Source organism: Pseudomonas sp. R3-41, from assembly GCF_054161485.1.
In genome coordinates, this window is the sequence record NZ_CP096421.1 from 1,008,151 (window position 1) to 1,033,484 (window position 25,334).

Below are 25,334 nucleotides of genomic sequence, written 5' to 3' on the forward strand. Positions count from 1 at the left end.
CTCAGGGCCGCTCGTTCTGAGCCTTGAGCAGATCGCGAATCTCACTCAGCAGCAGCTCTTCCTTGGTCGGGACCGGCGGGGCGCTGGGAGCCACGGCCTCTTCACGCTTAAGGCGGTTGATGGCCTTGACGCCCATGAAGATGGCGAACGCGACGATGATGAAGTCAATGGTGCTCTGGATGAATTTACCGTAGGCCAGTACCACCGCAGGCGCATCACCCTGGGCGGCCTTGAGGGTGATGGCCAGGTCACTGAAGTCCACGCCACCGATCAACAGGCCAATTGGCGGCATGACCACGTCGCCAACGAATGACGAAACGATTTTGCCAAAAGCGGCCCCGATGATGATCCCGACGGCCATGTCGACGACATTGCCTTTGACCGCGAAGGCCTTGAACTCGCTTAGCACGCCCATGAGTTATTCCTTGTGACAGATGAAAGATGAGTGGCAGTGTAAGTCAGCCCAACGGGTCTTGCTCGAAACGCTTGCTTACAAAGCTTCCGTTATCGACCTGAGCGGGGAGGAAAAGTTTACAAAGTGCCATCAATCGCGCGCGATACGCGGTTTCAGGCCCGAGCCCTATAACGTTTTTTCTATCGGCACGGTACGGCATTTCTATTTAGGTTTTCTTTTTTCCGGCACTAGCCTCTGGATGGCGCACATGGATGCGCTCTATAACATCAGAGGAACATGCTATGAACACTTCCCTTGGCCACGGGGCTTATTCCCATCGCCGCGCTTTTTTTGTGCTGACCGCGAGCCTTCTATCCTTGTCTGTCAATGCGGCCACCCTGACCCGGGACAACGGTGCGGCGGTCGGCGATAACCAGAATTCGCAAACGGCAGGTCCCAACGGTCCGACCCTGCTGCAAGACGTGCAGTTGATCCAGAAGCTCCAACGCTTCGACCGTGAACGCATCCCCGAGCGCGTGGTGCATGCCCGCGGTACCGGTGCCCACGGCACCTTCACGGTGTCCGACGACCTCAGCGACTTGACCAAGGCCAAGGTGTTCGCCTCAGGCCAGGTGACCCCGGTGTTCGTGCGGTTTTCGGCCGTGGTGCACGGTAATCATTCACCGGAAACCCTGCGCGACCCCCGTGGCTTCGCCACGAAGTTCTACACCGCCGACGGTAACTGGGACTTGGTGGGCAACAACTTCCCGACCTTTTTCATTCGTGATGCCATCAAGTTTCCAGACATGGTTCATGCCTTCAAACCCGACCCGCGGACCAACCTGGACGATGATTCGCGCCGGTTCGACTTCTTTTCCCATGTTCCAGAGTCGACCCGCACCCTGACCGAGTTGTATTCCAACGCCGGCACGCCCGCCAGTTATCGTGAAATGGACGGTAATGGTGTGCATGCCTACAAATTGGTTAACGCCAAGGGTGAAGTTCATTATGTGAAGTTTCATTGGAAAAGTTTGCAGGGTTTGAAAAATCTTGATCCGGAAGAAGTTGTGAAAGTTCAGGGTCAAGATTACAGCCACATGACCAATGACTTGGTCAGCCATATCAATAAGGGCGACTTCCCGAAGTGGGACTTGTACGTCCAAGTGTTGAATCCGCAGGACCTTGCCAAGTTTGATTTCGATCCATTGGACGCGACCAAGATCTGGCCGGGTGTGGCTGAGCGTAAGGTCGGGCAAATGGTCTTGAACCGTAATCCGGCGAATGTCTTCCAGGAAACCGAGCAGGTGGCCATGGCGCCGGCCAATCTGGTGCCGGGCATCGAGCCTTCCGAGGACCGTTTGCTCCAGGGACGGGTGTTTTCCTACGCCGATACGCAAATGTACCGGATAGGCGCCAATGCCCTGCAGTTGCCGATCAACGCCCCCAAGGTGGCGGTGAACAACGGCAACCAGGACGGCGCGATGAACCCGGGCAGCACCAGCACCGGCGTGAATTACCAACCGAGCCGCCTGACGCCTCGCGAAGAACCGCAAGCGGCACGCTACAGCCAGGCCGCGCTGAGCGGCAGCACCCAGCAGGCGAAGATCCAGCGCGAGCAGAACTTCAAGCAGGCCGGTGATCTGTATCGTTCGTTCAACAAGAAAGAGCGTGATGACTTGATCGAAAGCTTTGGTGGCTCGCTGGCGACCACCGATGACGAGAGCAAGCACATCATCCTGTCGTTCCTCTACAAAGCCGATCCTGAATACGGCACTGGCGTGGCCCGTGTTGCCAAAGGCGACCTGGCCCGGGTCAAGGCGCTGGCGGAAAAACTGAGCGACTGATCCACAGTCAGGCAGGTGCATGACCTGTGGGAGCAAAGCTTGCTCGCGAAGCGGCGTTGGGTCTGGAATCAGACCGAGTCGTTTGCATCGCGGGCAAGCCTTGCTCCCACAACCATGCTCCCCCAGTCATATGCCAGAGGAGACGTCATGATGGGTAAATGGCTTTTATCGATGCTTGTGGCCTGGTCAGTGAATGTACTGGCCGATCAACCAATAGCCACCGAACCGGCGGCGGTGCAGGAGCAACTGCAAAGTTACTATTTCGACGCCGCTCGCCGAGGCGACGTGCCGATGCTCGATACGTTTATCGAGGCCGGTTACTCGCTGGATACCCGGGATGAGAAGGGCTACACCGCGCTGATTCTGGCGGCCTACCACGGCCACGGTCCGGCGGTGGAGCGGTTGCTGGCCGCGGGGGCCAATGCCTGCGCCCAGGACAAGCGTGGCAATACCGCACTGATGGGTGCCATTTTTAAAGGCGAAGTGCAGATTGCGCGTCGTTTATTGTCCACCGACTGCAGCCCGGACCAACGCAATGGCGCGGGGCAGACCGCCGCGATGTATGCCGGCCTGTTCAAGCGTGGCGAGTTGCTCGATGCCTTGAAGGCCAAGGGCGCCGACCTGGAGGCCAGGGATCCGTTGGGCAATACCGCGACGAATCTGGCCAACGGTGAAATCAGAATGCCGGCCCCGCGATAAAGCCCGACTGCTATCATCGCGGTTTTTACCCCGGAGTTGAGATGGCCAAGGCAAAGCGCATGTACGGCTGCACCGAGTGCGGCTCGACCTTCCCCAAGTGGGCCGGCCAATGCAGTGAATGCGGAGCCTGGAACACCCTGACCGAAACCATGGTGGAAAGCGGCGGCGCGGCGGCTCCTACCGGGCGCACGGGCTGGGCCGGCCAACAGGCGCAGATCAAGACCCTGGCCGAAGTCAGCGTTGAAGAAATCCCGCGTTTCTCCACCGCGTCCGGTGAGTTGGACCGGGTGCTGGGGGGCGGCTTGGTGGACGGCTCGGTGGTGCTGATTGGTGGCGATCCGGGCATTGGTAAATCCACCATCCTGTTGCAAACCTTGTGCAACCTCGCCACGCGCATGCCGGCGTTGTACGTCACGGGCGAAGAGTCCCAGCAACAGGTCGCCATGCGCGCCCGACGCCTGGGCTTGCCCCAGGACCAGTTGCGGGTCATGACCGAGACCTGCATCGAAACCATCATCGCCACGGCGCGCCTGGAAAAACCCAAGGTGATGGTGATCGACTCGATCCAGACCATTTTCACCGAACAACTGCAGTCGGCCCCGGGCGGCGTGTCCCAGGTGCGTGAAAGCGCAGCGTTGCTGGTGCGCTACGCCAAGCAGAGCGGCACGGCGATTTTCCTGGTGGGCCACGTCACCAAGGAAGGTGCGTTGGCGGGACCGCGGGTGTTGGAGCACATGGTCGACACCGTGTTGTATTTCGAAGGCGAATCCGATGGGCGCCTGCGTTTGCTACGGGCGGTGAAGAATCGCTTTGGCGCGGTCAACGAACTGGGGGTGTTCGGCATGACCGACAGGGGCCTGAAAGAAGTCTCGAACCCGTCGGCGATCTTTCTGACACGTGCCCAGGAAGAAGTCCCCGGTAGCGTGGTCATGGCAACGTGGGAAGGGACCCGGCCGATGTTGGTCGAGGTGCAGGCGCTGGTGGACGACAGTCACTTGGCGAACCCACGACGGGTCACCCTGGGCCTGGATCAGAACCGGCTGGCCATGCTGCTGGCGGTGTTGCATCGACACGGTGGGATCCCGACACACGATCAGGACGTGTTCCTCAACGTCGTGGGCGGGGTCAAGGTGCTGGAGACCGCGTCCGACCTGGCGTTGATGGCGGCGGTGATGTCCAGCCTGCGCAACCGGCCGCTGCCCCATGATCTGTTGGTGTTTGGTGAAGTCGGGTTGTCGGGGGAAGTGCGACCGGTGCCCAGCGGGCAGGAGCGGCTCAAGGAAGCCGCCAAGCACGGCTTCAAACGCGCCATCGTGCCCAAGGGGAACGCGCCGAAGGAAGCGCCGGCGGGGTTGCAGATCATTGCGGTGACACGCCTGGAACAGGCGTTGGATGCGTTGTTCGAATAATGTCGAGGCGGATGCAGGCCTCCGTGGCGAGGGAGCTTGCTCCCGCTGGGGTGCGCAGCAGCCCCTCAAATATGCATTGCGATGTGTCAGGTTGGTGGAGTCGCTGCTTTTGGGGCTGCTACGCAGCCCAGCGGGAGCAAGCTCCCTCGCCACGGGGGATCGTGCACAGGGCGGGGGCTGTGCACACGGGGGCTGCGGCGGGGCTTTTCAAATATGGATCAAAGCCTTCAATTCCCGCTCCAGCTCCTTAGGGTCGCCCAGGTTCAGCTCTATCAACCGGCGTAAATGTGCGATGGAAGCCAGGTCGATATGTTCGCAAACGAAGCCCAGGTGACCATGGTCATCATGGGCCAACCGAACTTCCATTTTGATCTCCGCGTCAGGGCTCAAATGGATATCGGCCATGAAGGGTTGGTCGGGATCGCCAAGCCAGGGTTCGGGTTTTGTGATCAGCAGCCCCTTGAGGGATAAATCCAATAACTCCACCGGCCAGATAAACGGGCCCTGGCTCAGTTCGGTCCTGGCATGGAATTCAACTCGTACGAAGCGGCGACGTTCGCTCATTACGCATTCCCTCTGGAGATTCACTGACTATAGACCGAACTGGGAGCGCATCGTCACCGTTCGGCAACAGACAGACGAATGTCGGGTATGGCCTTTGCCCGGGTTAGCGCTAAACTCCAGTGGCTGTCTTTCTTGTCCACCCTGGCTGGAATATAAAAATGAAAAACAATAATAGCCTGCTACGCCATCTGCCCTGGCTACTGCTGGCCGTCATAGGCGCGAGCGCCCTGGGCGTCGTGGCCTTGCGCCGAGGCGAGGCGATCAACGCCCTCTGGATCGTCGTCGCCGCCGTGGCCATCTACCTGGTCGCCTACCGCTACTACAGCCTCTTCATCGCCAACAACGTGATGCAACTCGATGCGCGCCGGGCCACCCCCGCCGTGCTCAACAATGATGGCCTGGACTACGTCCCGACCAACAAACACATCCTTTTCGGCCACCACTTTGCGGCCATTGCCGGCGCGGGGCCGTTGGTCGGGCCGGTGCTGGCGGCGCAGATGGGCTATTTGCCCGGCACGCTCTGGCTGATCGCCGGCGTGGTGCTGGCCGGTGCGGTGCAGGACTTCATGGTCCTGTTCCTGTCCACCCGCCGCAACGGTCGCTCCCTGGGCGACATGGTGCGCGAGGAAATGGGCCGCATTCCTGGCACCATCGCGCTGTTCGGCTGCTTCCTGATCATGATCATCATCCTCGCGGTGCTGGCGCTGATCGTAGTCAAGGCCCTGGCCGAGAGCCCGTGGGGCATCTTCACGGTGATGGCGACCATCCCGATCGCGATGTTCATGGGCATCTACATGCGCTACATCCGCCCGGGCCGCATCGGCGAGATCTCGATCATCGGCGTGCTGTTGCTGCTGGGTTCGATCTGGCTGGGCGGGCAGATCGCCGCCGACCCGGTCTGGGCCAAGGCCTTCACCTTCACCGGGATCCAGATCACCTGGATGCTGATCGGCTACGGTTTTGTCGCGGCGGTGCTGCCGGTGTGGCTGATCCTGGCGCCACGGGACTACCTGTCCACGTTCCTCAAGATCGGCACCATCGTCGCCCTGGCGATCGGCATCCTGGTGACCATGCCCGAGCTGAAAATGCCGGCACTGACCCAGTTCACCGACGGTACCGGGCCGGTGTGGAAGGGCGGTCTGTTCCCGTTCCTGTTCATCACCATCGCCTGCGGCGCGGTTTCGGGGTTCCATGCGCTGATCTCCTCGGGGACCACGCCCAAGCTGCTGGATAACGAAACCAACGCCCGCTACATCGGTTACGGCGGCATGCTGATGGAGTCCTTCGTGGCGATCATGGCCATGGTGGCCGCTTCGGTGATCGAGCCGGGCGTGTACTTCGCCATGAACAGCCCGGCGGCGATCGTCGGTTCGGACGTGGTGGCCGTGGCCCAGACCGTTAGCAGCTGGGGTTTTGCAATCACCCCCGATGCGCTGCAAGCGGTGGCCAAGGACATCGGCGAGACCACCATCCTGGCCCGTGCCGGCGGTGCGCCGACCCTGGCGGTCGGGATCGCGCAGATCCTGCACTCGGTGCTGCCGGGTGAGAACACCATGGCGTTCTGGTACCACTTCGCGATCCTGTTCGAAGCGCTGTTCATTCTCACCGCCGTGGACGCCGGCACCCGTGCCGGACGGTTCATGCTGCAGGACCTGCTTGGCTCGTTCGTGCCGGCCCTCAAGCGCACCGAATCGTGGACCGCCAACCTGATCGCCACCGCCGGCTGCGTGGCGCTGTGGGGTTATCTGCTGTACCAGGGCGTGATCGATCCGCTGGGCGGCATCAACACCTTGTGGCCGCTGTTCGGCATCTCCAACCAGATGCTGGCCGGGATCGCCCTGATGCTCGCCACCGTGGTACTGATCAAGATGAAGCGCCAGCGCTACGTCTGGGTCACGCTGCTGCCGGCGAGCTGGCTGCTGATCTGCACCACCACCGCGGGCCTGATCAAGCTGTTCGACGCCAACCCGGCGATCGGCTTCCTGGCCCTGGCGCGCAAATACAACGATGCCCTGGCCGCCGGCCAGATCCTGGCCCCGGCCAAGAGCATCGAGCAGATGCAGCACGTGGTGTTCAACGCCTACACCAACGCAACGCTGACGGTGTTGTTCCTGTTCGTGGTCTTCAGCATCCTGTTCTACGCGCTCAAGGTTGGCATCGCCGCCTGGGGCACGAAAGAACGCACGGACAAAGAAGCACCATTCCAGGCCCTGCCGGACGCTTGATAGAGGATTGCAACGATGTTCAATGACTTGAGTCGCCTGGGTAAATACCTTGGTCAGGCCGCGCGCCTGATGGTCGGCATGCCCGACTACGACAACTACGTCGAGCACATGCAAACCAAGCACCCGGACAAGCCGATGATGGACTACGAGACGTTCTTCCGGGAACGCCAGGAGGCCCGTTACGGCGGCAAGGGTGGGCCCAAGTGCTGTTGACTTGAGCTGAACCCAACCCCCATGTGGGAGCGGGCTTGCTCGCGAAGGCGTCGGGTCAGTCGCCATTGATGTGGCTGACACACCGCCTTCGCGAGCAAGCCCGCTCCCACATTGGTTTGTGCTTTTCTTTAATTTCGAAACAGGAGAATCATGTTGTCCTCTCCCATCCCGGTCACCATCCTTAGTGGCTTCCTGGGCGCCGGCAAGACCACGCTGTTGCGCCATCTGCTCAAGGCCGAACACGGCCTGAAAATCGCCGTGATCGAGAACGAGTTCAGCGATGCCGGTATCGACACCCAACTGCTGGGCAACGAGCCGGTGCAAGTCATGACCCTGGCCAACGGGTGCGTGTGCTGCACCATTCACACCGACCTGACAAAAGCCCTGTACCTGTTGCTCGAGCGGCTGGACAGCGGCGAAATCGCTTTCGATCGCCTGGTGATCGAATGCACCGGATTGGCCGACCCGGCCCCGGTGGCGCAGACTTTTTTCATCGACGAGGACCTGCGCGAGCGTTATATCCTCGACGGCATTCTGACGTTGGTGGATGCCGCTCACGCCGACATCCACCTGACCCAGGCCATCGCCCAGGCCCAGGTCGGGTTTGCCGATCGCCTGCTGCTGAGCAAGACCGACCTGGTGGACGCCGCCCAAGTCCAGGCCCTTGGCGAACGCCTGACACGCATCAATCGGCGGGCGCCGATCCGGGTGGTCGAGCACGGCCAGATCGACTTGGCCGAGTTGCTCGACATTCGCGGCTTCAACCTCAATGCGGACCTGGGCGCAGGGTTCAGCCTGCGACCGGTGGGCAAGGCCACCCCGGGCGATCGCATCAGCAGCCTGGTGTTGCGCACCGACAAGGCGCTGGATATCGACAAGCTCAGCGAGTTCATGAACCAACTGCTGGAAGAACACGGCAAGCAACTGCTGCGCTACAAAGGCGTGCTGAACATCGCGGGCGAACCCCGTCGATTGGTGTTCCAAGGCGTGCTCAAGTTGTACGGTTTCGATTGGGACACCGAATGGGCCCCCGACGAAGCCCGGGAAAGCGTGATCGTGTTCATCGCCGACGAACTGCCTGAAGAGAAGATCCGCGCCGGATTCGAAGCGGCGCTGCTTTGACTATGCCTGCGTTCGTCAAAACGTCTGCCTGAAGCGCTTTTCGTGGCGAGGGAGCTTGCTCCCGCTCGGTTGCGCAGCAACCGCCAAAAAGCGAGGGCGGCTACGCCCCCCAGCGGGAGCAAGCTCCCTCGCCACAACAGCTATTTGATCAGCAGTTTTTGCTCCAGATGGTCCAGGTGCTCGTCCATCAGCCGCACGGCTTCGTTGACGTTGCGACCTTCCACGGCGTCGACGATCGCCAAGTGTTCCTGCCAGGCGCAATGTCGGCGCGACTTGACCTCGTGTCGCGCCAGGGCCAACGAGGTCAACGGCACCAGGCTGCCGAGAAATTGCAGCAACGGCGCGTTACCGGCCATGGCGGCCAGTTGCAGGTGAAACTCGCCGGACAGGCGTATCGCCGGGCCACGCTCGCCGCGGTCCAGGCAGTGCTGTTCCTGTTCTACCAGATCCCGAAGACGTCGTAGATCCTGCGGTCGCGGCGCCTGGCAGGCCAGGCGCACCAGCGTCTGCTCGGCCAGGCGGCGAGCGTGGAGGATCTGCCGGGTCTGCTCCAGATCTGGCGCGGCGACCTGGGGTCGGTGGTTGGGCCGCAGTATCACCACTTGCTGGTGGGACAGGCGCGCCAGGACGCGGCGAATGATGCTGCGGCTGACACCGAACACGTCTCCCAGGCTTTCCTCGGTGAAGCGGCTGGCCGGGGCAATGCGTTGTTCGAGGATGGCGTCGAAGATCCGCGGGTAGATATCGTCCACCGACGGTTTGCCGATCCGGCCGGGCAGGGGCAGGGCGGCAAGTACGTTGCGGTTATGTTGATGGGAAACGAGAGTGTTCATGGCGGTCTCCGCAGGCCCAGGCTCAAGTGCCGAGGCTGTCGTCCGGAATATTCAATTCGATGCCCATGCGCTGGCCTTCCCGGAGAATGTGCCGACGCATTTCGGCGCTGGCCTGGGCGCTGTTCTTGCCACGGATGGCACGGACCACGGCTTCGTTTTCTTCCAGGCGTTCGGCCAGGTGTTCGGGCGAGTTGCGCAACACATCGGCGCTTTGCTTGAGGGCGTTGCTGGTCTGCTGGACCACGCTCTGGAAGATCGGGTTGGACGTCAGGGCAAACAGTTCTTCATGGAAAGCGATGTAGGCGTTGGCACAGGCGTCGCTGTCATTGGCTTCCAGGGCTTCGCGCATGTCCATGAGGGTCAGGCGCAACTGGCCGACTTCCTTGCTGCTGATGGACTGGGCCACGAGGCCGACGATGAAGGGCTCCAGGGTGTAGCGCAGTTGCAGCAGGTCTTCCAGGCTCGCGCCGGCCATGGCGCTGCCTTCACTGACGGTATCGTTGAGATTGGCCTCCAATACCACGACGCCTTTGCCGGGCATCGAACGCACCAGGCCCAGTGTCTCCAGGACGATCACCGCTTCACGCAGGCTGGGCCGGCTGATGCCCATTTGCTCGGCCAGTTCGCGCTGGCCGGGCAGCATGTCCCCCGAGCGCCACTGGCCCCGGGCGAGGGCGGCGCGGAGTTTCTCCACCACGGAATTGACGACGGTCGATGAGCTGATCACATGTGACTCCTTGGAAATCAATCAGGCAATGCCGGCTCGCGGGCCGGCATCGCCGTCTTTCAGAATTGCTGGTGATGGGCGCTGCCCACCGGTTTTCTGGGTTGAAAGGTATAGCCTTGTTGGCCGGACAGCACCTTGCGCGCCCGAGGAACATCGATGTCTTTCTCCCAGCGGGCAATCGCCACGGTGGCCACGCAGTTGCCAATCAGGTTGGTCAGGGCCCGGCCAATGCCCATGAACCAGTCCACGGCCAACACCAGCACCAGGCCCACCACCGGGATCGCCGGGATCGCGGTCAGCGTCGCCGCCAGGATTACCAATGCCGAGCCGGGAATGCCATGGGCGCCCTTGGAAGTGATCAGCGACACCAACAGGATGGTCAACAGATCGCTCAGGGCCAGGGGGGTACCGGTGGCGTTGGCAATGAAGACAATCGCCAGGGTCAGGTAAATCGAAAAGCCATCCAGGTTGAACGAATAACCGGTTGGAATCACCAAGCCCACGGTGGAGCTGCCGATCCCCAGGTGTTCGAGCTTGCGCATGATCTGTGGCAGCACGGCATCGGACGAAGCGGTACCGAGGACGATCAGCAGCTCTTCGCGCAGGTATTTGAGAAACGGCAGCATCGGCAGGCCCGATGCGCGCATCACCAGACCGAGAATCACGGCGACAAACGCGATGCAGGTCAGGTAGAACAGGCCGACGAGGCTACCCAGGTGCTGCAGCGAGTCCAGGCCATATTTGCTGGTGGTGAAGGCAATGGCGCCAAACACGCCGATAGGGGCCAAGCGCACGATCATGCCCATGATGCGGAAGATCACGTGGCTGAGTTCGTTGATCAGCCGTGAAATACCGGAAGCGGCGTCACCCACGAGGTTCAATGCACTGCCGAACAGCACGGCGAACAGCAGCACCTGCAGGATATTGTTTTCCGCGAACGCTCCGATCACTGAGGTCGGGATCAGGTTCATCAGGAACTGCGTAGTGGTGACCAGGTGCTGGCCACGCTGGGCGATGTCGTTCACGTCCGAGCTGGAGAGCTGCTCCAGGTGGATGTTCGCGCCGCTGCCAATGCCGGTGCTGAAGGCAAGGACCAGGCCGATGACCAGGGCGATGGTGGTAAGGACTTCGAAGTAGATGACCGACTTGAGGCCGATGCGCCCGACCTTCTTGAGATCACCGGCGCCGGAGATGCCGCTGACCACCACGCAGAACACGATCAGGCCGATGAGCATCTTGATCAGCTTGATAAAGCCGTCGCCGAGGGGTTTGAGCTGTGCAGAGTATTCGGGAAGGGTAAGCCCGCAGACGATGCCGAGCACCAGTCCGAGGACAACTTGAAGGAAGATCGACCGCGAGCACCATTTGAGCATGGGAGGGATTCCTGGTTCGGTGTCCTTGTTCGCCAGAGGGGCTGGCGTCGGGACTTCATTATTGTGGTCTTACCGGTTTGTCCAGTGCAGGCGCAGTCTAGGCGCTGTTTTCGTGGGTATGCAAGCCCGGCTACGGCGATTTGGCTTGACCGGTCTTACCAGTTGCGATGAAAGCCCTGTGCTTGAGCGTTTTCTTGGCTTAAAAAAAGTTGCCGCAGATGCCGCTGCGTAGGAGCTGTCGAGTGCAACGAGGCTGCGATCTTGTCCCGGACAATTGGGTCGCGAGCGAAAGATCAAGATCAAAAGATCGCAGCCTTCGGCAGCTCCTACATGGCAGCCCGGTTCCCCCGCCACAATCTGGTTGTTAAGTGTAAAAGAGTGCGACGCGTACTTTTCTCAAAGGATACTAAGAATGAACATCGCTTTTGACTGTTCTTCCGTCTCGGCAAGATAGAGGTAAGGCGAGCCGCGCAATCTTAATCCTCCTACATATTTTTTATTGGCGGTCAGGAGCGAAATACGGGTGTGACCGGACTTTATATTTTCCGGCGTGATGACATTCTGTTGAAAGTCGAGAAGGGTGAAGCGTGTTGGTTTTTTAATGTTTGGGTCTTCTGCGCCAAGTATTTCGAATAAACTTTTGCTAATTAGTTTGTTGTAGTGATCGCCGGTGTTTTTTATGGTCAGGAGATAGCCGCCCGCGGTATGCCGGAAATGCAGTCGCAAGGGCTCGCCACGCGTCCTCGGCTCTTCGGTATGCATGCCAAGCAGGTGTGAGTGATCTTGGGTCTGGGGTTCGCCGGTAAAAAAGCCACCGCTGAAAGCACTGACGGTCGCCAGCGCGGGGATGCCATGCAGCCTTTCCAGTAAGTTGACGTGAGCGTTAAACATATCAAGCGTTGCATGAAAGGAATGTTCACTGTCCATGTGAATATTGACTCCTGTATTGATTAATGAAGTTTGGGGTGCGGCGAGCTGGATCTTATTGAGTTATTAATGGCTTGTGGGATTGTCTGTATTGCAGGACGTTAATTGTTTACGGGTCTTAGTTGTTTGATCGTGAGTTTTACACGCCAATAAAAAAGGCCCGCATCTTTCGGTGCGGGCCTTTTTGGCTACGCGTTGGCGAGCTAATTAAGCGCCGTATACCGGCAGCTTCTTGCAGATCGCCTTGACCTTCTCACGCACGGCGTCGATGACCGCTTCGTTGTTCAGGTCCGCCAGGATGTCGCAGATCCAGCCGGCCAGTTCCTTGCACTCGGCTTCCTTGAAACCGCGAGTGGTCACGGCCGGGGTGCCGAAGCGCAGGCCCGAAGTGACGAACGGCGAGCGTGGGTCGTTGGGTACCGAGTTCTTGTTGACGGTGATGAACGCCTTGCCCAGCGCCGCGTCGGCGTCTTTGCCGGAGATTTCCTGCTTGATCAGCGAGAGCAGGAACAAGTGGTTTTCAGTACCGCCGGACACCACGTCGAAGCCGCGCTCGATGAACACGCCGGCCATGGCCTTGGCATTTTTTACCACTTGTTGCTGGTAAGCCTTGAACTCAGGTTGCAGGGCTTCCTTGAAGCAGATCGCCTTGGCTGCGATCACGTGCTCCAGCGGGCCACCCTGGGCACCCGGGAAGACGGCGGAGTTCAGCTTCTTCTCGATGTCGGCGTTGGCGCGCGCCAGGATCAGGCCACCACGTGGACCGCGCAGGGTCTTGTGGGTGGTGGTGGTGACCACGTCGGCGAACGGCACTGGGTTCGGGTAGACGCCTGCGGCGACTAGGCCGGCAACGTGGGCCATGTCGACGAACAGGTAGGCACCGACCTTGTCGGCGATCTCGCGGAAACGCGGGAAGTCGAGGACCTGGGAGTAGGCGGAGAAACCGGCCACGATCATTTTCGGCTTGTGCTCGAGGGCCAGGCGCTCGACTTCGTCGTAGTCGATCAGGCCGTTGCCGTCGATGCCGTACTGGACGGCGTTGTACAGCTTGCCGGAGGAGGAAACGCTGGCGCCGTGGGTCAGGTGACCTCCGTGGGCCAGGCTCATGCCCAGGATGGTGTCACCGGCCGACAGCAGCGCCAGGTACACGGCGGCGTTGGCTTGGGAGCCCGCGTGTGGCTGGACGTTGGCGTAATCGGCGCCGAACAGTTGCTTGGCGCGGTCGATGGCCAGTTGCTCGACCACGTCGACGTACTCGCAACCACCGTAGTAGCGCTTGCCTGGGTAGCCTTCGGCGTACTTGTTGGTCAGTACCGAGCCTTGAGCTTCCATCACCGCGGGGCTGGTGTAGTTTTCCGAAGCGATCAGCTCGATGTGCTCTTCCTGGCGCTGAGCTTCTTGCTCCATGGCGGCAAAGAGATCGGCGTCGTACTTGGCAATAGTCAAATCACGGCTGAACATGGCGGTCCTCAAGGATCGGGGGCAGAAAAGGGGGGCATTCTACCTCAACCGGTTTTGGAAGGCATATGAAAGGGCGTCATGTCTTGGACGAATGGGTTTCAAGCAAGAGGGGCGTTGCCTGCACTGGCCTCATCGCGGGCAAGCCTTGCTCCCACAGAAGCCCGCTTTCCCCTGTGGGAGCAAGGTTTTCCACAGAAGCCGGTGTTCCCCTGTGGGAGCAAGGCTTGCCCGCGAGAGGCCGGCCCAGATAGTACAAGGCCTCAGTCGAGCATGAACAACGCATCATTGCTGAACTGCGCTTCGAACCGATTGGCCGGCATCGGCCGGCCGAACAGGTAACCCTGGACTTCGTCGCAGCCGTGTTCGCGCAGGAAGTCCAATTGCTCGTGGGTCTCGACGCCCTCGGCGATCACCGCCAGGTTGAGGCTGTGGGCCATGGCGATGATCGCCCGGGCGATCTGCGCATCCTGCTCGCCGGAGGGTAGGCCGTCGACGAAGGTGCGGTCGATCTTCAGCACGTCGATGGGGAATTGCTTGAGGTAGTTGAGCGACGAATAACCGGTGCCGAAATCATCGACGGCAATGCTCAGGCCCAGGTTCTTCAACCCGGCGAGGATCTGCATTGCCTCGCTGACTTCGCGCATCAGGATGCTTTCCGTCAGTTCCAGCTCCAGGCAGGCCGGCGGCAGGCCAGTGCTGCGCAGGATATTGGCGATGCGCGTGCCCAACTGGCCGTCGGAGAACTGCCGGGCCGAAATGTTGACCGAGACTTTCGGCACCCGGACCTTGGCCTGGTGCCAGGTCCTGAGCTGCCGGCAGGCTTCGGTGATGACCCAGTCGCCGACATCCACCACCAGCCCGAGTTCTTCGAGCACCGGGATGAAATCCCCCGGCGGCACCAACCCGCGTCGCGGATGGCGCCAGCGCAGCAGGGCCTCGGCGCCGGTCAGGCGTTTGCCATCGCCGCTGAACTGCGGCTGGTAATACAGCACGAACTCGTTCTGCTCCAGGGCATGACGCAGGTCACTTTCCAGTTCCAGGCGCTCCAGGGCGCTGGCGTTCATGTCGGCCTGGTAGAACTGGAAGTTGTTCTTGCCGCGTTCCTTGGCGTGATACATGGCCGTGTCGGCGTTCTTCATCAACTGGCTCAGCTCGTTGCCGTCCTGGGGACTCAGGGCGATGCCGATACTGGCGGTGACGAAGAACTCACGGCCTTCAAGCACGAAGGGGCGGACCAGACTGGCGAGGATCTGCTCGGCCACGTTGATGGCCCGGTTCAGCGCCATTTCGCGGCTGGCGCGCGGTTGCAGCAGCAGGGTGAACTCGTCGCCGCCCATGCGCGCCACGGTGTCGTCGTCGGCGACGCAGCCGAGCAGGCGCGTGGCCATTTCCTTGAGCATCCGGTCGCCGGCGGCATGGCCGAGGGAGTCGTTGATCGGCTTGAACCGGTCCAGGTCGAGGAACATCAGCACGACCCAGGTCTTCTGCCGTTCGGCCGATTGCAGCGCCGTGTGCAGGCGATCCTGGAACAGCGTGCGGTTGGGCAGGTGGGTCAGGGCATCGTAATAGGCCAGGCGATGAATGCGCTGCTCGCTGGCCTTGCGTTCGCTGATGTCGCTGAAGAAACACACATAGCTGGCCAGGTCGCCTTCGTCATCCAGCACCGCGGTGATGCCGACCCAGGCAGGGTAGTGTTCGCCATTGCGGCGCTTGAGCCAGACTTCGCCTTCCCAGGTGCTGTGCTGTTGCAGTTGCTTGAGCACGTAGCGCAGGTGGGCTTCCTGCTGGTCGTCCACGGTCAGCATGTTGGGCAATTGGTCCAGCACTTGCGACACGGCATAACCGCTGACGCGACTGAAGGCTTCGTTGGCCTGGACAATGTAGCCGGCCGGGTCGGTGATCAGGATCGCCGAGGTCGAATGCTCGAAGACCGTGGCGGCCATGCGCAGGTCTTTTTCGGCGCGACGCTGTTGGCTGATATCACGACCGACGCCGAGCACGCCTTCGAACGCGCCATGTTCATCCCACACCAGCACCAACCGCAGCTCGATGGGGATCTTGCGGCCGTCGGCACGCAGGCAGTCGAACAGGAACAACTGGGTCTGCATCTGGTTGCGCAGCTCGGCCAGTTGCGCGGGCTTGTCGAGGGCCTTGCTGACCCGGTCCATCAGGCTGTAGATGCCGGTCAGTTGTTGCGGGTTGGCGATGATCGATTGCCAGCCGTTCTGGAAAATCCAATCGGCGGTGTAGCCCAGCACCGCTTGCACCGACGGGCTGACATAGTTGAGCGAAAGCTTGTTGTCGGTGGAGAAAATCACGTCGCTGATGCTTTCGGCGAGCATCCGGTAGCGTTGCTCGCTGTCGCGCAGCGATTCGCTGGCCTCGATCTGTTCGGTGACGTCCTTGGCCACGCCGATGATTCGCGTCACCTGGTTATGCCGGTCGCGGGCCAGTGCCTGTTCACGGATGTCGAAACAGCGCCACTTGCCATTGCGATGACGAAAGCGCAATTGGCATTGCAGCAACTGCGTGTAGCCGCCCCGCCGTTGTTCCTGGCGCAGGTTGTGGTAGTGATCGGCATCGTCGCTGTGCAGCAGGATTTCCCAGAAGTACTCGCCCATCTGGTGCAGTTCGGTGCGGTCGTATCCCAGGGTCTGGCCCAGGTGATGGTTGCTGAAGATCATCCGCTGGCTGATGACGTCCTGCACATAGAGATGGTCCGGCACGGTGCGCACCACATCGGACCAGAACCCCTCGCGTTCGAGCAGCGAGAGCTCGATCAGCTTGCGGCTGGTGATGTCGCTGATGCTCAGGATGACCGCGTTGTAGTCGTGCTGTTTTTCCGGCAGGCGCAGCACCAGCCACAGGTGCTGGTCGCGACCGTGGGCGTCCTGGAGCTTGATCTCCAGTTCCAGTTGCTTGTGTTGATCGAGCAGCGCTTCGAGCAGCTTCGAACCGACGGGGTTGTTGTCCTGCGCACCCTTGCCGACCAGCAACTGCCAAGCCTGGTCGCAGGAATCGACGTTGAGCAGTTTCAACGCCATCTGGTTGACTTCGGTGACGTGAACTTCCTGGCGCAGCTGTTCGAGTTGGTGAGTGGTTTGTAGCCAGGCGCGCAATTGATCGCCCGTGTGCAGGCCGGCTCGCTCGAAAAAGGCCTTGAGCCCCGACAGGTCAAGTACGCACAGGGCTACGCCGGTGCCTTCGAAAATATCCTGGTACCGTCGCCGTCCCTCGTGCAACTGCCGCTGGCGCCGACGCATGTTCAACAGCGCGATCACCGGCAACAACGAAAACGCCAGGCCCAGCAGGCATTTGCCGATGAAGGCCGGCAACAGTTGTTCGATCACCTGGCGGCGGTCGAACAGCCCCCGCAGTTGCCAGTCGCTGCTGCTCAGGGGCACGGTCAGTACGGTGCTTTTCAGGTCATCCGGCGACAGATGGGTCGGGCTGCTCGAAGGCAAGCTCTCGTCGCGGCTGATGATTTGCTGGTTGAGACGGTTCTCCACCAGCCACAGCGGGCGCAGCCCCACATCGGCCTGCTTGGTCAGGGTGGCGAAAAAGTTCGGAGTCAGGCGCAGGGCCCAATAGCCACGGCCGCTACCGCTGGCCTGGTGCAGCAATAGATGCACCACGGAGCCGTCTTCGGCATTGCTGAAATAATGGGCCTGGGCCCGGCTGCGTCGAACCAGTTCGCCCAGGTAATCGGCATCGTGGCTGTTGGCATCACTGTCACTGAGCACCCGGCCGGAAGGGCTCAGCAATGCCAAGCTGCGCAGCTCGGGGAGCGACTGCTGGAGTTTGTGAACCAGGGCCTGCTGCTCGTCGATACTTTGTGGTTGTTCGACGATCGGTAGCAGGTTGAGGGCGATTTGCGCGTTCAAGGCCATGTTCAGGCTGACCTGCGCGGCGAGATCGGCGGTGTAGTCGATGGTGTACTGGCGCTGTTGCTGCTGGGTTTCGCGCAGTTGGTCGAGCAGTTGCCAGAACAGCAAGCCGAGCAACAGCAGCACCAGCGTGGCCAGCGCACCCTTCAATGTCCCGCGCAGGGGCGAGCCGGGCACGACAGCGGGTGCGCGAGGGGACAGGGGCGGAGTGACGTTGGACAAGCTGTAATCCTGCGTTTTGCTGGACTGGCGCGACGTGCACTATAAGCCGGACGCCCGAAGGGCGGCTAGCATGCCTTGACTTGTGGCAAAGTGCCAGCCCTGGGCGGCTGGACCTTGACCGACGGTTGAGGTAGCTTTGCCGGTCAAACAAGAGCGTTCCAGCTCCAGATTCCCAGGCTCTATCCGCCCGCAGGCATTGATGATCGTCAAGAGCCCGCGCCGCGCATGGCCTGGCTCGTTCTTTTCACCTGTCACTGACGCTAGGTTCACCATGGCTCAATACGTCTTCACCATGCATCGGCTGAGCAAAGTTGTTCCGCCGAAGCGGGAAATCCTGAAAAACATTTCTCTGTCCTTCTTCCCTGGCGCCAAGATCGGCGTGTTGGGCCTCAACGGTTCGGGTAAGTCCACGCTGTTGAAAATCATGGCCGGCGTCGATAACGAATTCGACGGCGAAGCCCGTCCGATGCCGGACCTGAACATCGGCTACTTGCCGCAAGAGCCACAGCTGGACCCAACCAAGACCGTGCGTGAAGTGGTCGAGGAAGCGGTCAGCGTGATCAAGGACGCCCAAGCGCGTCTCGACGAGGTCTACGCTGCCTACGCCGACCCGGATGCCGATTTCGACAAGCTGGCCGCCGAACAGGCCAAGCTCGAAGCGATCCTGCAGGCCAGCGACGGCCACAATCTCGATCGCCAGCTGGAAGTCGCCGCCGATGCGCTGCGCCTGCCGGCGTGGGACGCGAAGGTCGAACACCTCTCCGGTGGTGAGAAGCGCCGCGTGGCCTTGTGCCGCCTGCTGCTGTCGGCACCGGACATGCTGCTGCTTGACGAACCGACCAACCACCTGGACGCCGATTCCGTCGCCTGGCTCGAACACTTCCTGCACGATTTCCCAGGCACCGTGGTGGCGATCACGCACGACCGTTACTTCCTGGACAACGTCGCCGGCTGGATCCTCGAACTCGACCGCGGCGCGGGCATTCCGTACGAGGGCAACTACTCGGGTTGGCTGGAAGCCAAGTCCGATCGTCTGGCCCAGGAATCCAAGCAGCAGTCGGCCCACGAAAAAGCCATGAAGGAAGAACTGGAGTGGGTGCGCAAAGGCGCCAAGGCCCGCCAGTCCAAATCCAAGGCACGTCTGCAACGCTTCGAGGAAATGCAGTCCCAGGAATTCCAGAAGCGCAGCGAAACCAACGAGATCTACATCCCGGCCGGTCCGCGCCTGGGTGACAAGGTCATCGAGTTCAAGAACGTCAGCAAGGGCTACGGCGACCGCGTGCTGATCGACAACCTGTCGTTCTCCATGCCCAAAGGCGCCATCGTCGGTGTGATCGGTGGTAACGGCGCGGGTAAATCCACGCTGTTCCGCATGTTGATGGGCAAGGAAACCCCGGATTCGGGCAGCATCGAGATCGGCGAAACCGTGCAACTGGCCTGCGTTGACCAGAGCCGCGAAGACCTGGACGGCAGCAAGACCGTGTTCCAGCAGATCTCCGACGGTTCCGACCAGATCCGCATCGGCAATTATGAAATCCCGTCGCGCACTTACGTGGGCCGCTTCAACTTCAAGGGCGGCGACCAGCAAAAGTTCGTCAAGGACCTGTCCGGTGGTGAGCGCGGCCGCTTGCACCTGGCGTTGACCCTGAAGGAGGGCGGCAACGTCCTGCTGCTCGACGAACCGTCCAACGACCTCGACGTCGAAACCCTGCGTTCCCTGGAAGAAGCCTTGCTGGACTTCCCGGGCGCCGCCATTGTGATCTCTCACGATCGGTGGTTCCTCGACCGCGTGGCGACCCACATCCTGGCGTACGAAGACGACTCCCAGGCGGTGTTCTTCGAGGGCAACTACACCGAGTACGAAGCCGATCGCAAGAAACGCCTCGGCGAAGCGGCCGCCCAGCCCCATCGTGTACGACACAAGAAACTGGCCTGATTCGGTCGGTTGTATAAAAAACGGAGCCTTTTAAGGCTCCGTTTTTTATGGGCGCAATACTGCCTTCACCACAGATCAGAAGTGTGGGAGCCCACTTGAGCGGGCACTGCGAAATCGAGCGAGAGTATGTTGGGAATCGTCGGATCGATTTCATACAGCAGGGCATAACCGGCGCCCGTAATGCCCGTCAGCAGGCTGACGTCGGGAACCCGATCGCTGTCGAGGACGGGGCCTTCGAAAAACTGCCGGGCGACTTCGCCAAGGGCCTGTTTGACCTTGTTGATGCCTTCGGGATTGTCCGAATGCCGATACAAGTCATACAGGCAGATCAGGTTGCCAAAGTCGCCATGGCACAAGTTATAACCGTCACCCAAGCCGTGCTGCCACAGGTTGTTCTCGCAGCGCTGTATGTCGTCGAGCACCGTCTGCCGGGTTGTTTCATCCAAGGCAGCTCCCATCGACTTCATGAGTTGTCGCCTGGCGATGAGAATGCCGCCGTCTCCGTGGCACCACTTCGAGGCATGGTCCAGGGGGCCCAGCGCTCTCAGGTCGAGCCAGAAACCTTCCCGGCTCAAGCGGTTTTCACCCTCCAGGATCTGGATGGCCAAGGGCACCAACATTTCATCGCCAGTCACGTCATAGGCTTTGCACAACGCATGGATGACGCCCGAAAGACCATGGGACAGGCCGGTCAGAATGACGGAGCGATCATCGCGTCGCAGAAGCTGGCCGTCTTCAATCAGGACTTGATCCTTTATGTAGTCGACCATGCGCCGAATGGCCGGCAGCACATCCGCGTGCGTCGATAATGCGTGGATGTTGGCCAGTAGCGTTACCGTGCCGCAACAGCCGCCCAAGAAGTCGAAATCGTAGTGTTCAGGCGGTACTTCAATCAATTGGGTCAGCAGGCTGGCAATTTTCTCGTCGTGTTTCGGGTCGCCGGTGATTTGACGACGATTGATGAGCAGATAGATGTAAGAACCCAGGCCATGGTAAGCACTGACGGTCAGGTCGGCTTTGAAGAAACCAAAATGTTGTTCCAATGAGTCCAGTACCTGATCCAGGAGTGACAGCAAGTGCGGTTTGCCGCTGACCTTGAACAGGCTCAGGTAAAACAAGCCAATCCCGGCAATACCGGAGTAAAGCCCGTGATCCATTGGGGAGGGGTATTTCCTGTGAGTCGTGGGGTGCTTATGGAAAGCCAACCAACATACGTCCGTTGCCGTTCCCTTGAGTGCAAGCACTTCGAGGCGGGAGCCGATGCTCAGAATGCCATCGAGTCGACTCTCTGGGGCCGCTTTTTCAGGCGTGGCACGGGGTGATGGCTGCCCATTTGATCCTGGATACAAACACATTTCGAGCAGCGTGAGTTGTAAGGCCCTGTCGGCTTTGGACAGGTTGGCTATTTTCTGTAAGCAACTTTTTATGGGGGGCTGGAGCTGCGTCATTTCGATTGTTTCACCTTGTGCGCTCGTCAGCTGATTGGAGCTGAGCGACAGGGTGAAACATGGAATGGCGGCTCTTTGCAGGTCGGCTATTTCATGACGCGGGATAGCCTTTTCCCGGTAGGGTTCCTTCAAGTCCCTCCACAGGGTTGCAAGCAGAAGTTCCCGGTCAAGCATGTTCTTCATGAAGCGTGGGTGGCGGCTCAATCCGATAAAGTCGGCATAACGCTGTGAGTTTTTAAGCAATACGCGGGTTGATAGTTCGCTGGCGGCTTGTTCCAGTAGTTGCATCATCGGCTGCCGATGGGTCATCAACTCCTCGTAGGCGTACTCAAAGCCATGGAGCAGCTCCGCTTTATATGCCTCAGGTCCCTTGTGTACGCCGTGGAGAAGCGGCAGATGTTTTTGCTCTGGGAAGTGTTCGAATTCGGTTTTGCGTAAATGATAGAAACCCTCTTCGAAAACAAGGGCGTGGCGGGTGGAGATGAACAGCTCCTGCCGAGTCAGTCCGCTCTGGTCGTTATTGGAACCTTGTGAGAAGGGTACAAAGCCGCTGGAACACACCGACTGCTGGACCAATTTGAAGGTATTGGACAGTGCACAATCGGCAGGCAGTTCGAGTAACAGGTCGCTGGTGGACGCGGTGAACAAGCATTCGAGATCAATCATGACCGGGCTGCTGCCACACGCGATGATATTTTCGTAATGAAAGTCGATGCCGTTGAGTGCGTGGATGACGGCGATTTGTGCGCCCATCTTTCTGTAGAACAGCGCCACGTCCGCTGCGCTGGCACAAGGCGTATTGTCGATCTTTTCTACCCAGCTATGCCGCCCGCGGCTGAGGATTCTTGGCGCGTGGACGGCAAAACAATCAGCGCCTGTCCACTCACGTAGTTGTCCAAGCAGTTGATTGAAAAAAAATGCTTCTCGGCTTGCTCGTGGCTTGTAGACCAACGAGGTTGTGCGGAACTTGACCTGGCAGACCGTTTCACCGCGACCGTGGGGATCGCCCAGGCCGAACTCAATGGCATCGATTGTCCGAGACGGAATCGAAAATGCTGTCTCCAGCGCCTCAATATCATCGGCGAAGTCGAGAATGATCGCGTAAAGATAGTTGAGTGTGTCTTCCAGCAAATCAAACAGCAACGTCGCCAACACAGGATAGGCTTCGAAAAAATCAAGCAGAGGCAAGGTGCGCAGATGCTCGCTGAAGCCATCCAGGTCAATGTCGTCGCCATCGGCAATCCGTGTATTCAGATAATGGACCAGACTTTGTTCTGACGTGCGTCCGACTCGGGCCAGGACGTAGCGCTCGAGGCTTGCAAACAGCGCGGGTGCATCGATGTGCATGGCGGCTTTGCTGTAGCGCCCATCTGCCTTGAACATGCCGAGGAAATAAAGAAAAAAACGATAGCCAAACCAATAGAAATTGTCTTTGCCGCTCGAGGCCTGTGGGTCAATGGAAATGCTGTCGAGCCGAGTGATTTTTCCTTTCAAGGTCATCAAGACGGCTTCGCCGTCGCTAGGCAGGTGCCAGTCGTTGATAGGCTCCTTGGCATAGGCAGCCAGTTGCGCCCTGTCCAGCCCAAAGTGATTCAGCAAGGCTTGATCATCGTTATGCAGGCGGGTCAGGTTGTTTTCAAAAAGGGCGATGTCGCCGTCGGAAGAGAATCGATACTGGCCTCGCTGATTCATCTTCAAAGCGTTAACAAGCATGCCGTTGCTCCAGACATGGATAGAGCAGGCAATGCCTGCTCTATGTTTATAGGTGTTGCCTGTTCTTACGATCGGTTGACAGGCTTAGCACCCGAGTGTCGAACATTCCAGATTGGTGCACGTTCCGAAGGTGTTGCACTCCAGCGTCGTCGACAGAATCGACGCCGTGTTGTTCGCAGGGGTTTGGTAAGCGTCGAATTCGCTATAGAAGTCTCCGGACATGTTCAGGATTTTTTCGCTCATGTTTTTTCCTCATGGTTATCAAAAACACATACAGCGACCACGGTCTATTGGGTGCGATTAAACGCATCCGAACTGTAGTGTGTAAATGAAGTTGTGTTATAGCTGGGATTAGGGAGTCGCAAAGACCTGTTGGGCAGGTCTACTTCGATGGCAAAGGATTTAGCATAGAAGCGCGGTGCAGTTTACAGTACCGCACTCTACAATGGTCACTGCCGCTGATTCGGTGCCGAGGTCGGTTACCTGTTTGTAAGACTTAAAGTCGGCGTCGAAGTCGCCCGACATTGCCAGTATTTTTTCGCTCATTGTTGTAGCTCCTTTGTTGTTGCAGTGCGCCGATTGCGGCGCGGAAAAACATTAGCACGGTCCTGATCTAACGCAAATTTGTTGTGATGACTTCATGTTGCGGTTACATGTGACTACATGAAGTTACAGGCTGTTAATTAGTTGTGTCCTGCAAGGATCGGCGATCCGCTGTTTGCTTGACCCCATCGGGTCACCTGCCGGCCGTGCATGGCCCTGGGGCCTGGGGATGGATCGGACGACCTCTGTTGGGACGTAAAGCAGAAGCTCCGCATTGGGGGGAGATATTAGGAGAGAAGCCGGAAGCTCCGATGCTGGTCTGGGCGCTTAGATACCCAAGGCGATACATCAACGGAGCCAAGTTCGCCGATGTGGTTTGTCAGTAGGCAGGAACCGCCGTATACGGAGCTGTACATGCGGTTGTATGAAAGAACGGCGGCCATGACGCCGCCGTCTACTCGATTTACGACTCCGAGTGCTGGGCTTACAAGAAGTTACGGCGCCATGAGGTTAACTCACCGGTATCCTCTACCTGGCAGTATGCCTTGAAGTCGCTATCGAAGTTTCCAGACATTGCTAACAGTTGCTCACTCATCATACATCTCCTTTGTATTGTCGTGATGCACCGGTAGGTGCGAGGAAAACACTAGCACAGCGCTGATTCGGTACAGGTTCGTTGTTGTGGCCTTATGTTGCTGTTATATATTGCTACAAGTAGGTGGGTGTGCCTGGTTGTCGTTAGGTGTTTGACGTGCTTTGCTCGACATTGTCTGTCCCGGGACGTTCTAAAAATTTATCGTCGGAAAAGATTCTTATGATGCCTTGGTCATCCAGTCTTTATCGCAACAACTTCAATGACAAGGTCGCCCGCCGGTCGCTGCCAGACCACCTCATCCCCAACCTTGGCCCCCAGCAGCGCCCGCCCCAGTGGCGAGCCCCAGTTGATTAAGCCACTGGCTGCATCGGCCTGGTCTTCACCGACCAATTGCACTTGCTGCTCCCGATCCTGCTCATCGGCAAAGGTGACCCAATGCCCGATCCGCACCTGATCAGTAGCGTTCGATGCCACGACCTGGGCGCTTTGCAGGCGTTGGTTGAAATACCGCAGGTCTCGTTCGATGTCGGCGATACGCTGTTTATCCGCCCGCTCGCCCTGGGCAGTCTGTTGGCTATGCATTTGCTGCAACTCGGCGACCCGCGCCTGCAATTGAGCAAGCCCTGCCGGTGTGACGTAGTTGGGTTGCGCGCTGACCTGGCGCTCGACCGGCTGGTCGGCCTGGGCAGCGGCGTTGTCTTCATTGACGAAGGCGCGGCTCATGAAGTTCTCCTCTGTCGAAGCTTGAGGGTCTTGGTTTCGGTGAGTGCCTATATGCGACTCACGGCGAGCGATAAGCCCGGGCCGCGTCCAGGTCCTTCTGCTGCTGCCAGGCCCGTTCGCGTTCGTCCCAATGGCGCTCGCGGTAGGCGTTACGCTCTTCACTCTCACGCATCGCCTGGCATTGGCGGAAGCCGTCGCTCCAGCCCTCGGCGTAGCGTGCATCCTTGAGGTAACGCGGCACGTCTTTCCTGAATTGGCCGGTGATCACCCCAGCCGCTTGCCGGCCACTGCTGCAGCCGTCGTCGTAGCCATCGGCGAAGGCCGGTGGATAACCTCGCGCGATCAAGTCTTCGTGGGTGGTTTCACAACCACCGAGCAACATCAGCACACCCAGTACCATCGCCGCGCGCTTCATTTTCGTTTCCTGCAAATCCCACCTTTAATAAGTCTAGAAGTGGATTCGTCAGAAAGGCGTG

The 25,334-nt window shown here is 59.6% G+C and carries 18 protein-coding genes; 7 read left to right on the plus strand and 11 right to left on the minus strand.

Translation table 11 applies throughout. The features are described from left to right. Position 1: 1 nt before the first annotated feature. A complete protein-coding gene (gene mscL / locus M1D99_RS04525; RefSeq protein WP_003205779.1) occupies positions 2–415 on the minus strand; it encodes a large-conductance mechanosensitive channel protein MscL in 414 nt (137 codons plus the stop codon). A gap of 281 nt (positions 416–696) precedes the next feature. Here mscL and katB point away from each other — a divergent pair, with 281 nt between their 5' ends. The 3 genes from katB to radA all read left to right on the plus strand — a co-directional run bounded on the left by katB (position 697) and on the right by radA (position 4,346). Continuing rightward, positions 697–2,238 carry a catalase KatB gene (katB, locus tag M1D99_RS04530; protein ID WP_458131433.1) on the plus strand — a complete coding sequence of 514 codons (1,542 nt, stop codon included), beginning with the start codon at positions 697–699 and terminating at the stop codon, positions 2,236–2,238. A gap of 171 nt (positions 2,239–2,409) precedes the next feature. Beyond that, positions 2,410–2,937 (plus strand): ankyrin repeat domain-containing protein, encoded by a 528-nt coding sequence (locus M1D99_RS04535; protein ID WP_434576350.1) that lies wholly within the window; start codon positions 2,410–2,412, stop codon positions 2,935–2,937. 41 nt (positions 2,938–2,978) lie between these two features. Then, positions 2,979–4,346, plus strand: a complete 1,368-nt coding sequence (gene radA / locus M1D99_RS04540; RefSeq protein ID WP_030140305.1) for a DNA repair protein RadA — start codon at positions 2,979–2,981, stop codon at positions 4,344–4,346. A 207-nt stretch (positions 4,347–4,553) separates the two neighbouring features. Here radA and M1D99_RS04545 read toward each other — a convergent pair whose 3' ends face one another. Then, entirely contained in the window at positions 4,554–4,910 is a 357-nt protein-coding gene (locus M1D99_RS04545; protein ID WP_434574228.1) for a PilZ domain-containing protein, read from the minus strand. Positions 4,911–5,068: 158 nt separating this feature from the next. On the opposite strand from M1D99_RS04545, the gene M1D99_RS04550 reads away from it, so the two are divergent. The 3 genes from M1D99_RS04550 to yjiA all read left to right on the plus strand — a co-directional run bounded on the left by M1D99_RS04550 (position 5,069) and on the right by yjiA (position 8,470). After that, entirely contained in the window at positions 5,069–7,135 is a 2,067-nt protein-coding gene (locus M1D99_RS04550) for a carbon starvation CstA family protein (protein WP_434574230.1), read from the plus strand. A gap of 15 nt (positions 7,136–7,150) precedes the next feature. Beyond that, a complete protein-coding gene (locus M1D99_RS04555; protein ID WP_434574232.1) occupies positions 7,151–7,348 on the plus strand; it encodes a YbdD/YjiX family protein in 198 nt (65 codons plus the stop codon). Positions 7,349–7,501: 153 nt separating this feature from the next. Further along, the gene (yjiA, locus tag M1D99_RS04560; RefSeq protein WP_434576353.1) at positions 7,502–8,470 is read left to right on the plus strand and encodes a GTPase; all 969 of its coding nucleotides are present in this window, start codon (positions 7,502–7,504) and stop codon (positions 8,468–8,470) included. A gap of 140 nt (positions 8,471–8,610) precedes the next feature. On the opposite strand, the gene M1D99_RS04565 is transcribed toward yjiA, so the two are convergent. From M1D99_RS04565 to M1D99_RS04590, 6 genes are all read right to left on the minus strand, one after another. After that, positions 8,611–9,303, minus strand: a complete 693-nt coding sequence (locus tag M1D99_RS04565) for a GntR family transcriptional regulator (RefSeq protein WP_186730502.1) — start codon at positions 9,301–9,303, stop codon at positions 8,611–8,613. A 22-nt stretch (positions 9,304–9,325) separates the two neighbouring features. Continuing rightward, positions 9,326–10,030: an FCD domain-containing protein gene (locus M1D99_RS04570; RefSeq protein ID WP_186730503.1), complete on the minus strand. Its 705-nt coding sequence runs from the start codon at positions 10,028–10,030 to the stop codon at positions 9,326–9,328. 59 nt (positions 10,031–10,089) lie between these two features. Next, complete coding sequence (locus M1D99_RS04575) at positions 10,090–11,403, minus strand: C4-dicarboxylate transporter DctA (protein WP_458131434.1); 1,314 nt, start codon at positions 11,401–11,403, stop codon at positions 10,090–10,092. Between the two features lie 396 nt (positions 11,404–11,799). Continuing rightward, positions 11,800–12,330 carry a hypothetical protein gene (locus tag M1D99_RS04580; RefSeq protein WP_434574235.1) on the minus strand — a complete coding sequence of 177 codons (531 nt, stop codon included), beginning with the start codon at positions 12,328–12,330 and terminating at the stop codon, positions 11,800–11,802. Positions 12,331–12,537: 207 nt separating this feature from the next. Next, positions 12,538–13,791, minus strand: coding sequence for a serine hydroxymethyltransferase (gene glyA, locus M1D99_RS04585; protein WP_039593914.1), 1,254 nt, complete (start codon positions 13,789–13,791; stop codon positions 12,538–12,540). A gap of 260 nt (positions 13,792–14,051) precedes the next feature. Continuing rightward, the gene (locus M1D99_RS04590; RefSeq protein WP_434574237.1) at positions 14,052–17,900 is read right to left on the minus strand and encodes a sensor domain-containing protein; all 3,849 of its coding nucleotides are present in this window, start codon (positions 17,898–17,900) and stop codon (positions 14,052–14,054) included. Positions 17,901–18,171: 271 nt separating this feature from the next. Between M1D99_RS04590 and ettA the strand changes: the two genes are divergently transcribed. Then, positions 18,172–19,836 (plus strand): energy-dependent translational throttle protein EttA, encoded by a 1,665-nt coding sequence (gene ettA / locus M1D99_RS04595; RefSeq protein WP_186613001.1) that lies wholly within the window; start codon positions 18,172–18,174, stop codon positions 19,834–19,836. A gap of 65 nt (positions 19,837–19,901) precedes the next feature. Here ettA and lanM read toward each other — a convergent pair whose 3' ends face one another. The 3 genes from lanM to M1D99_RS04610 all read right to left on the minus strand — a co-directional run bounded on the left by lanM (position 19,902) and on the right by M1D99_RS04610 (position 25,273). Then, entirely contained in the window at positions 19,902–22,997 is a 3,096-nt protein-coding gene (gene lanM / locus M1D99_RS04600) for a type 2 lanthipeptide synthetase LanM (protein WP_458131435.1), read from the minus strand. Between the two features lie 1,369 nt (positions 22,998–24,366). Next, positions 24,367–24,858, minus strand: coding sequence for a GreA/GreB family elongation factor (locus M1D99_RS04605; protein ID WP_186709812.1), 492 nt, complete (start codon positions 24,856–24,858; stop codon positions 24,367–24,369). Between the two features lie 58 nt (positions 24,859–24,916). Next, entirely contained in the window at positions 24,917–25,273 is a 357-nt protein-coding gene (locus tag M1D99_RS04610) for a hypothetical protein (RefSeq protein ID WP_434574242.1), read from the minus strand. Between the last annotated feature and the right edge of the window lie 61 nt (positions 25,274–25,334).

What these genes read in the sequence shown, in the direction of transcription:
- M1D99_RS04535 (WP_434576350.1), top strand. Translation starts at nt 2,410, where the DNA reads ATGCTTGTGGCCTGGTCAGTGAATGTACTGGCCGATCAACCAATAGCC.
- lanM (WP_458131435.1), bottom strand. Translation starts at nt 22,997, where the DNA reads ATGCTTGTTAACGCTTTGAAGATGAATCAGCGAGGCCAGTATCGATTC.
- M1D99_RS04550 (WP_434574230.1), top strand. Translation starts at nt 5,069, where the DNA reads ATGAAAAACAATAATAGCCTGCTACGCCATCTGCCCTGGCTACTGCTG.
- ettA (WP_186613001.1), top strand. Translation starts at nt 18,172, where the DNA reads ATGGCTCAATACGTCTTCACCATGCATCGGCTGAGCAAAGTTGTTCCG.
- M1D99_RS04580 (WP_434574235.1), bottom strand. Translation starts at nt 12,330, where the DNA reads ATGGACAGTGAACATTCCTTTCATGCAACGCTTGATATGTTTAACGCT.
- mscL (WP_003205779.1), bottom strand. Translation starts at nt 415, where the DNA reads ATGGGCGTGCTAAGCGAGTTCAAGGCCTTCGCGGTCAAAGGCAATGTC.
- katB (WP_458131433.1), top strand. Translation starts at nt 697, where the DNA reads ATGAACACTTCCCTTGGCCACGGGGCTTATTCCCATCGCCGCGCTTTT.
- M1D99_RS04610 (WP_434574242.1), bottom strand. Translation starts at nt 25,273, where the DNA reads ATGAAGCGCGCGGCGATGGTACTGGGTGTGCTGATGTTGCTCGGTGGT.
- radA (WP_030140305.1), top strand. Translation starts at nt 2,979, where the DNA reads ATGGCCAAGGCAAAGCGCATGTACGGCTGCACCGAGTGCGGCTCGACC.
- M1D99_RS04545 (WP_434574228.1), bottom strand. Translation starts at nt 4,910, where the DNA reads ATGAGCGAACGTCGCCGCTTCGTACGAGTTGAATTCCATGCCAGGACC.
- M1D99_RS04575 (WP_458131434.1), bottom strand. Translation starts at nt 11,403, where the DNA reads ATGCTCAAATGGTGCTCGCGGTCGATCTTCCTTCAAGTTGTCCTCGGA.
- glyA (WP_039593914.1), bottom strand. Translation starts at nt 13,791, where the DNA reads ATGTTCAGCCGTGATTTGACTATTGCCAAGTACGACGCCGATCTCTTT.
- M1D99_RS04605 (WP_186709812.1), bottom strand. Translation starts at nt 24,858, where the DNA reads ATGAGCCGCGCCTTCGTCAATGAAGACAACGCCGCTGCCCAGGCCGAC.
- M1D99_RS04555 (WP_434574232.1), top strand. Translation starts at nt 7,151, where the DNA reads ATGTTCAATGACTTGAGTCGCCTGGGTAAATACCTTGGTCAGGCCGCG.
- M1D99_RS04565 (WP_186730502.1), bottom strand. Translation starts at nt 9,303, where the DNA reads ATGAACACTCTCGTTTCCCATCAACATAACCGCAACGTACTTGCCGCC.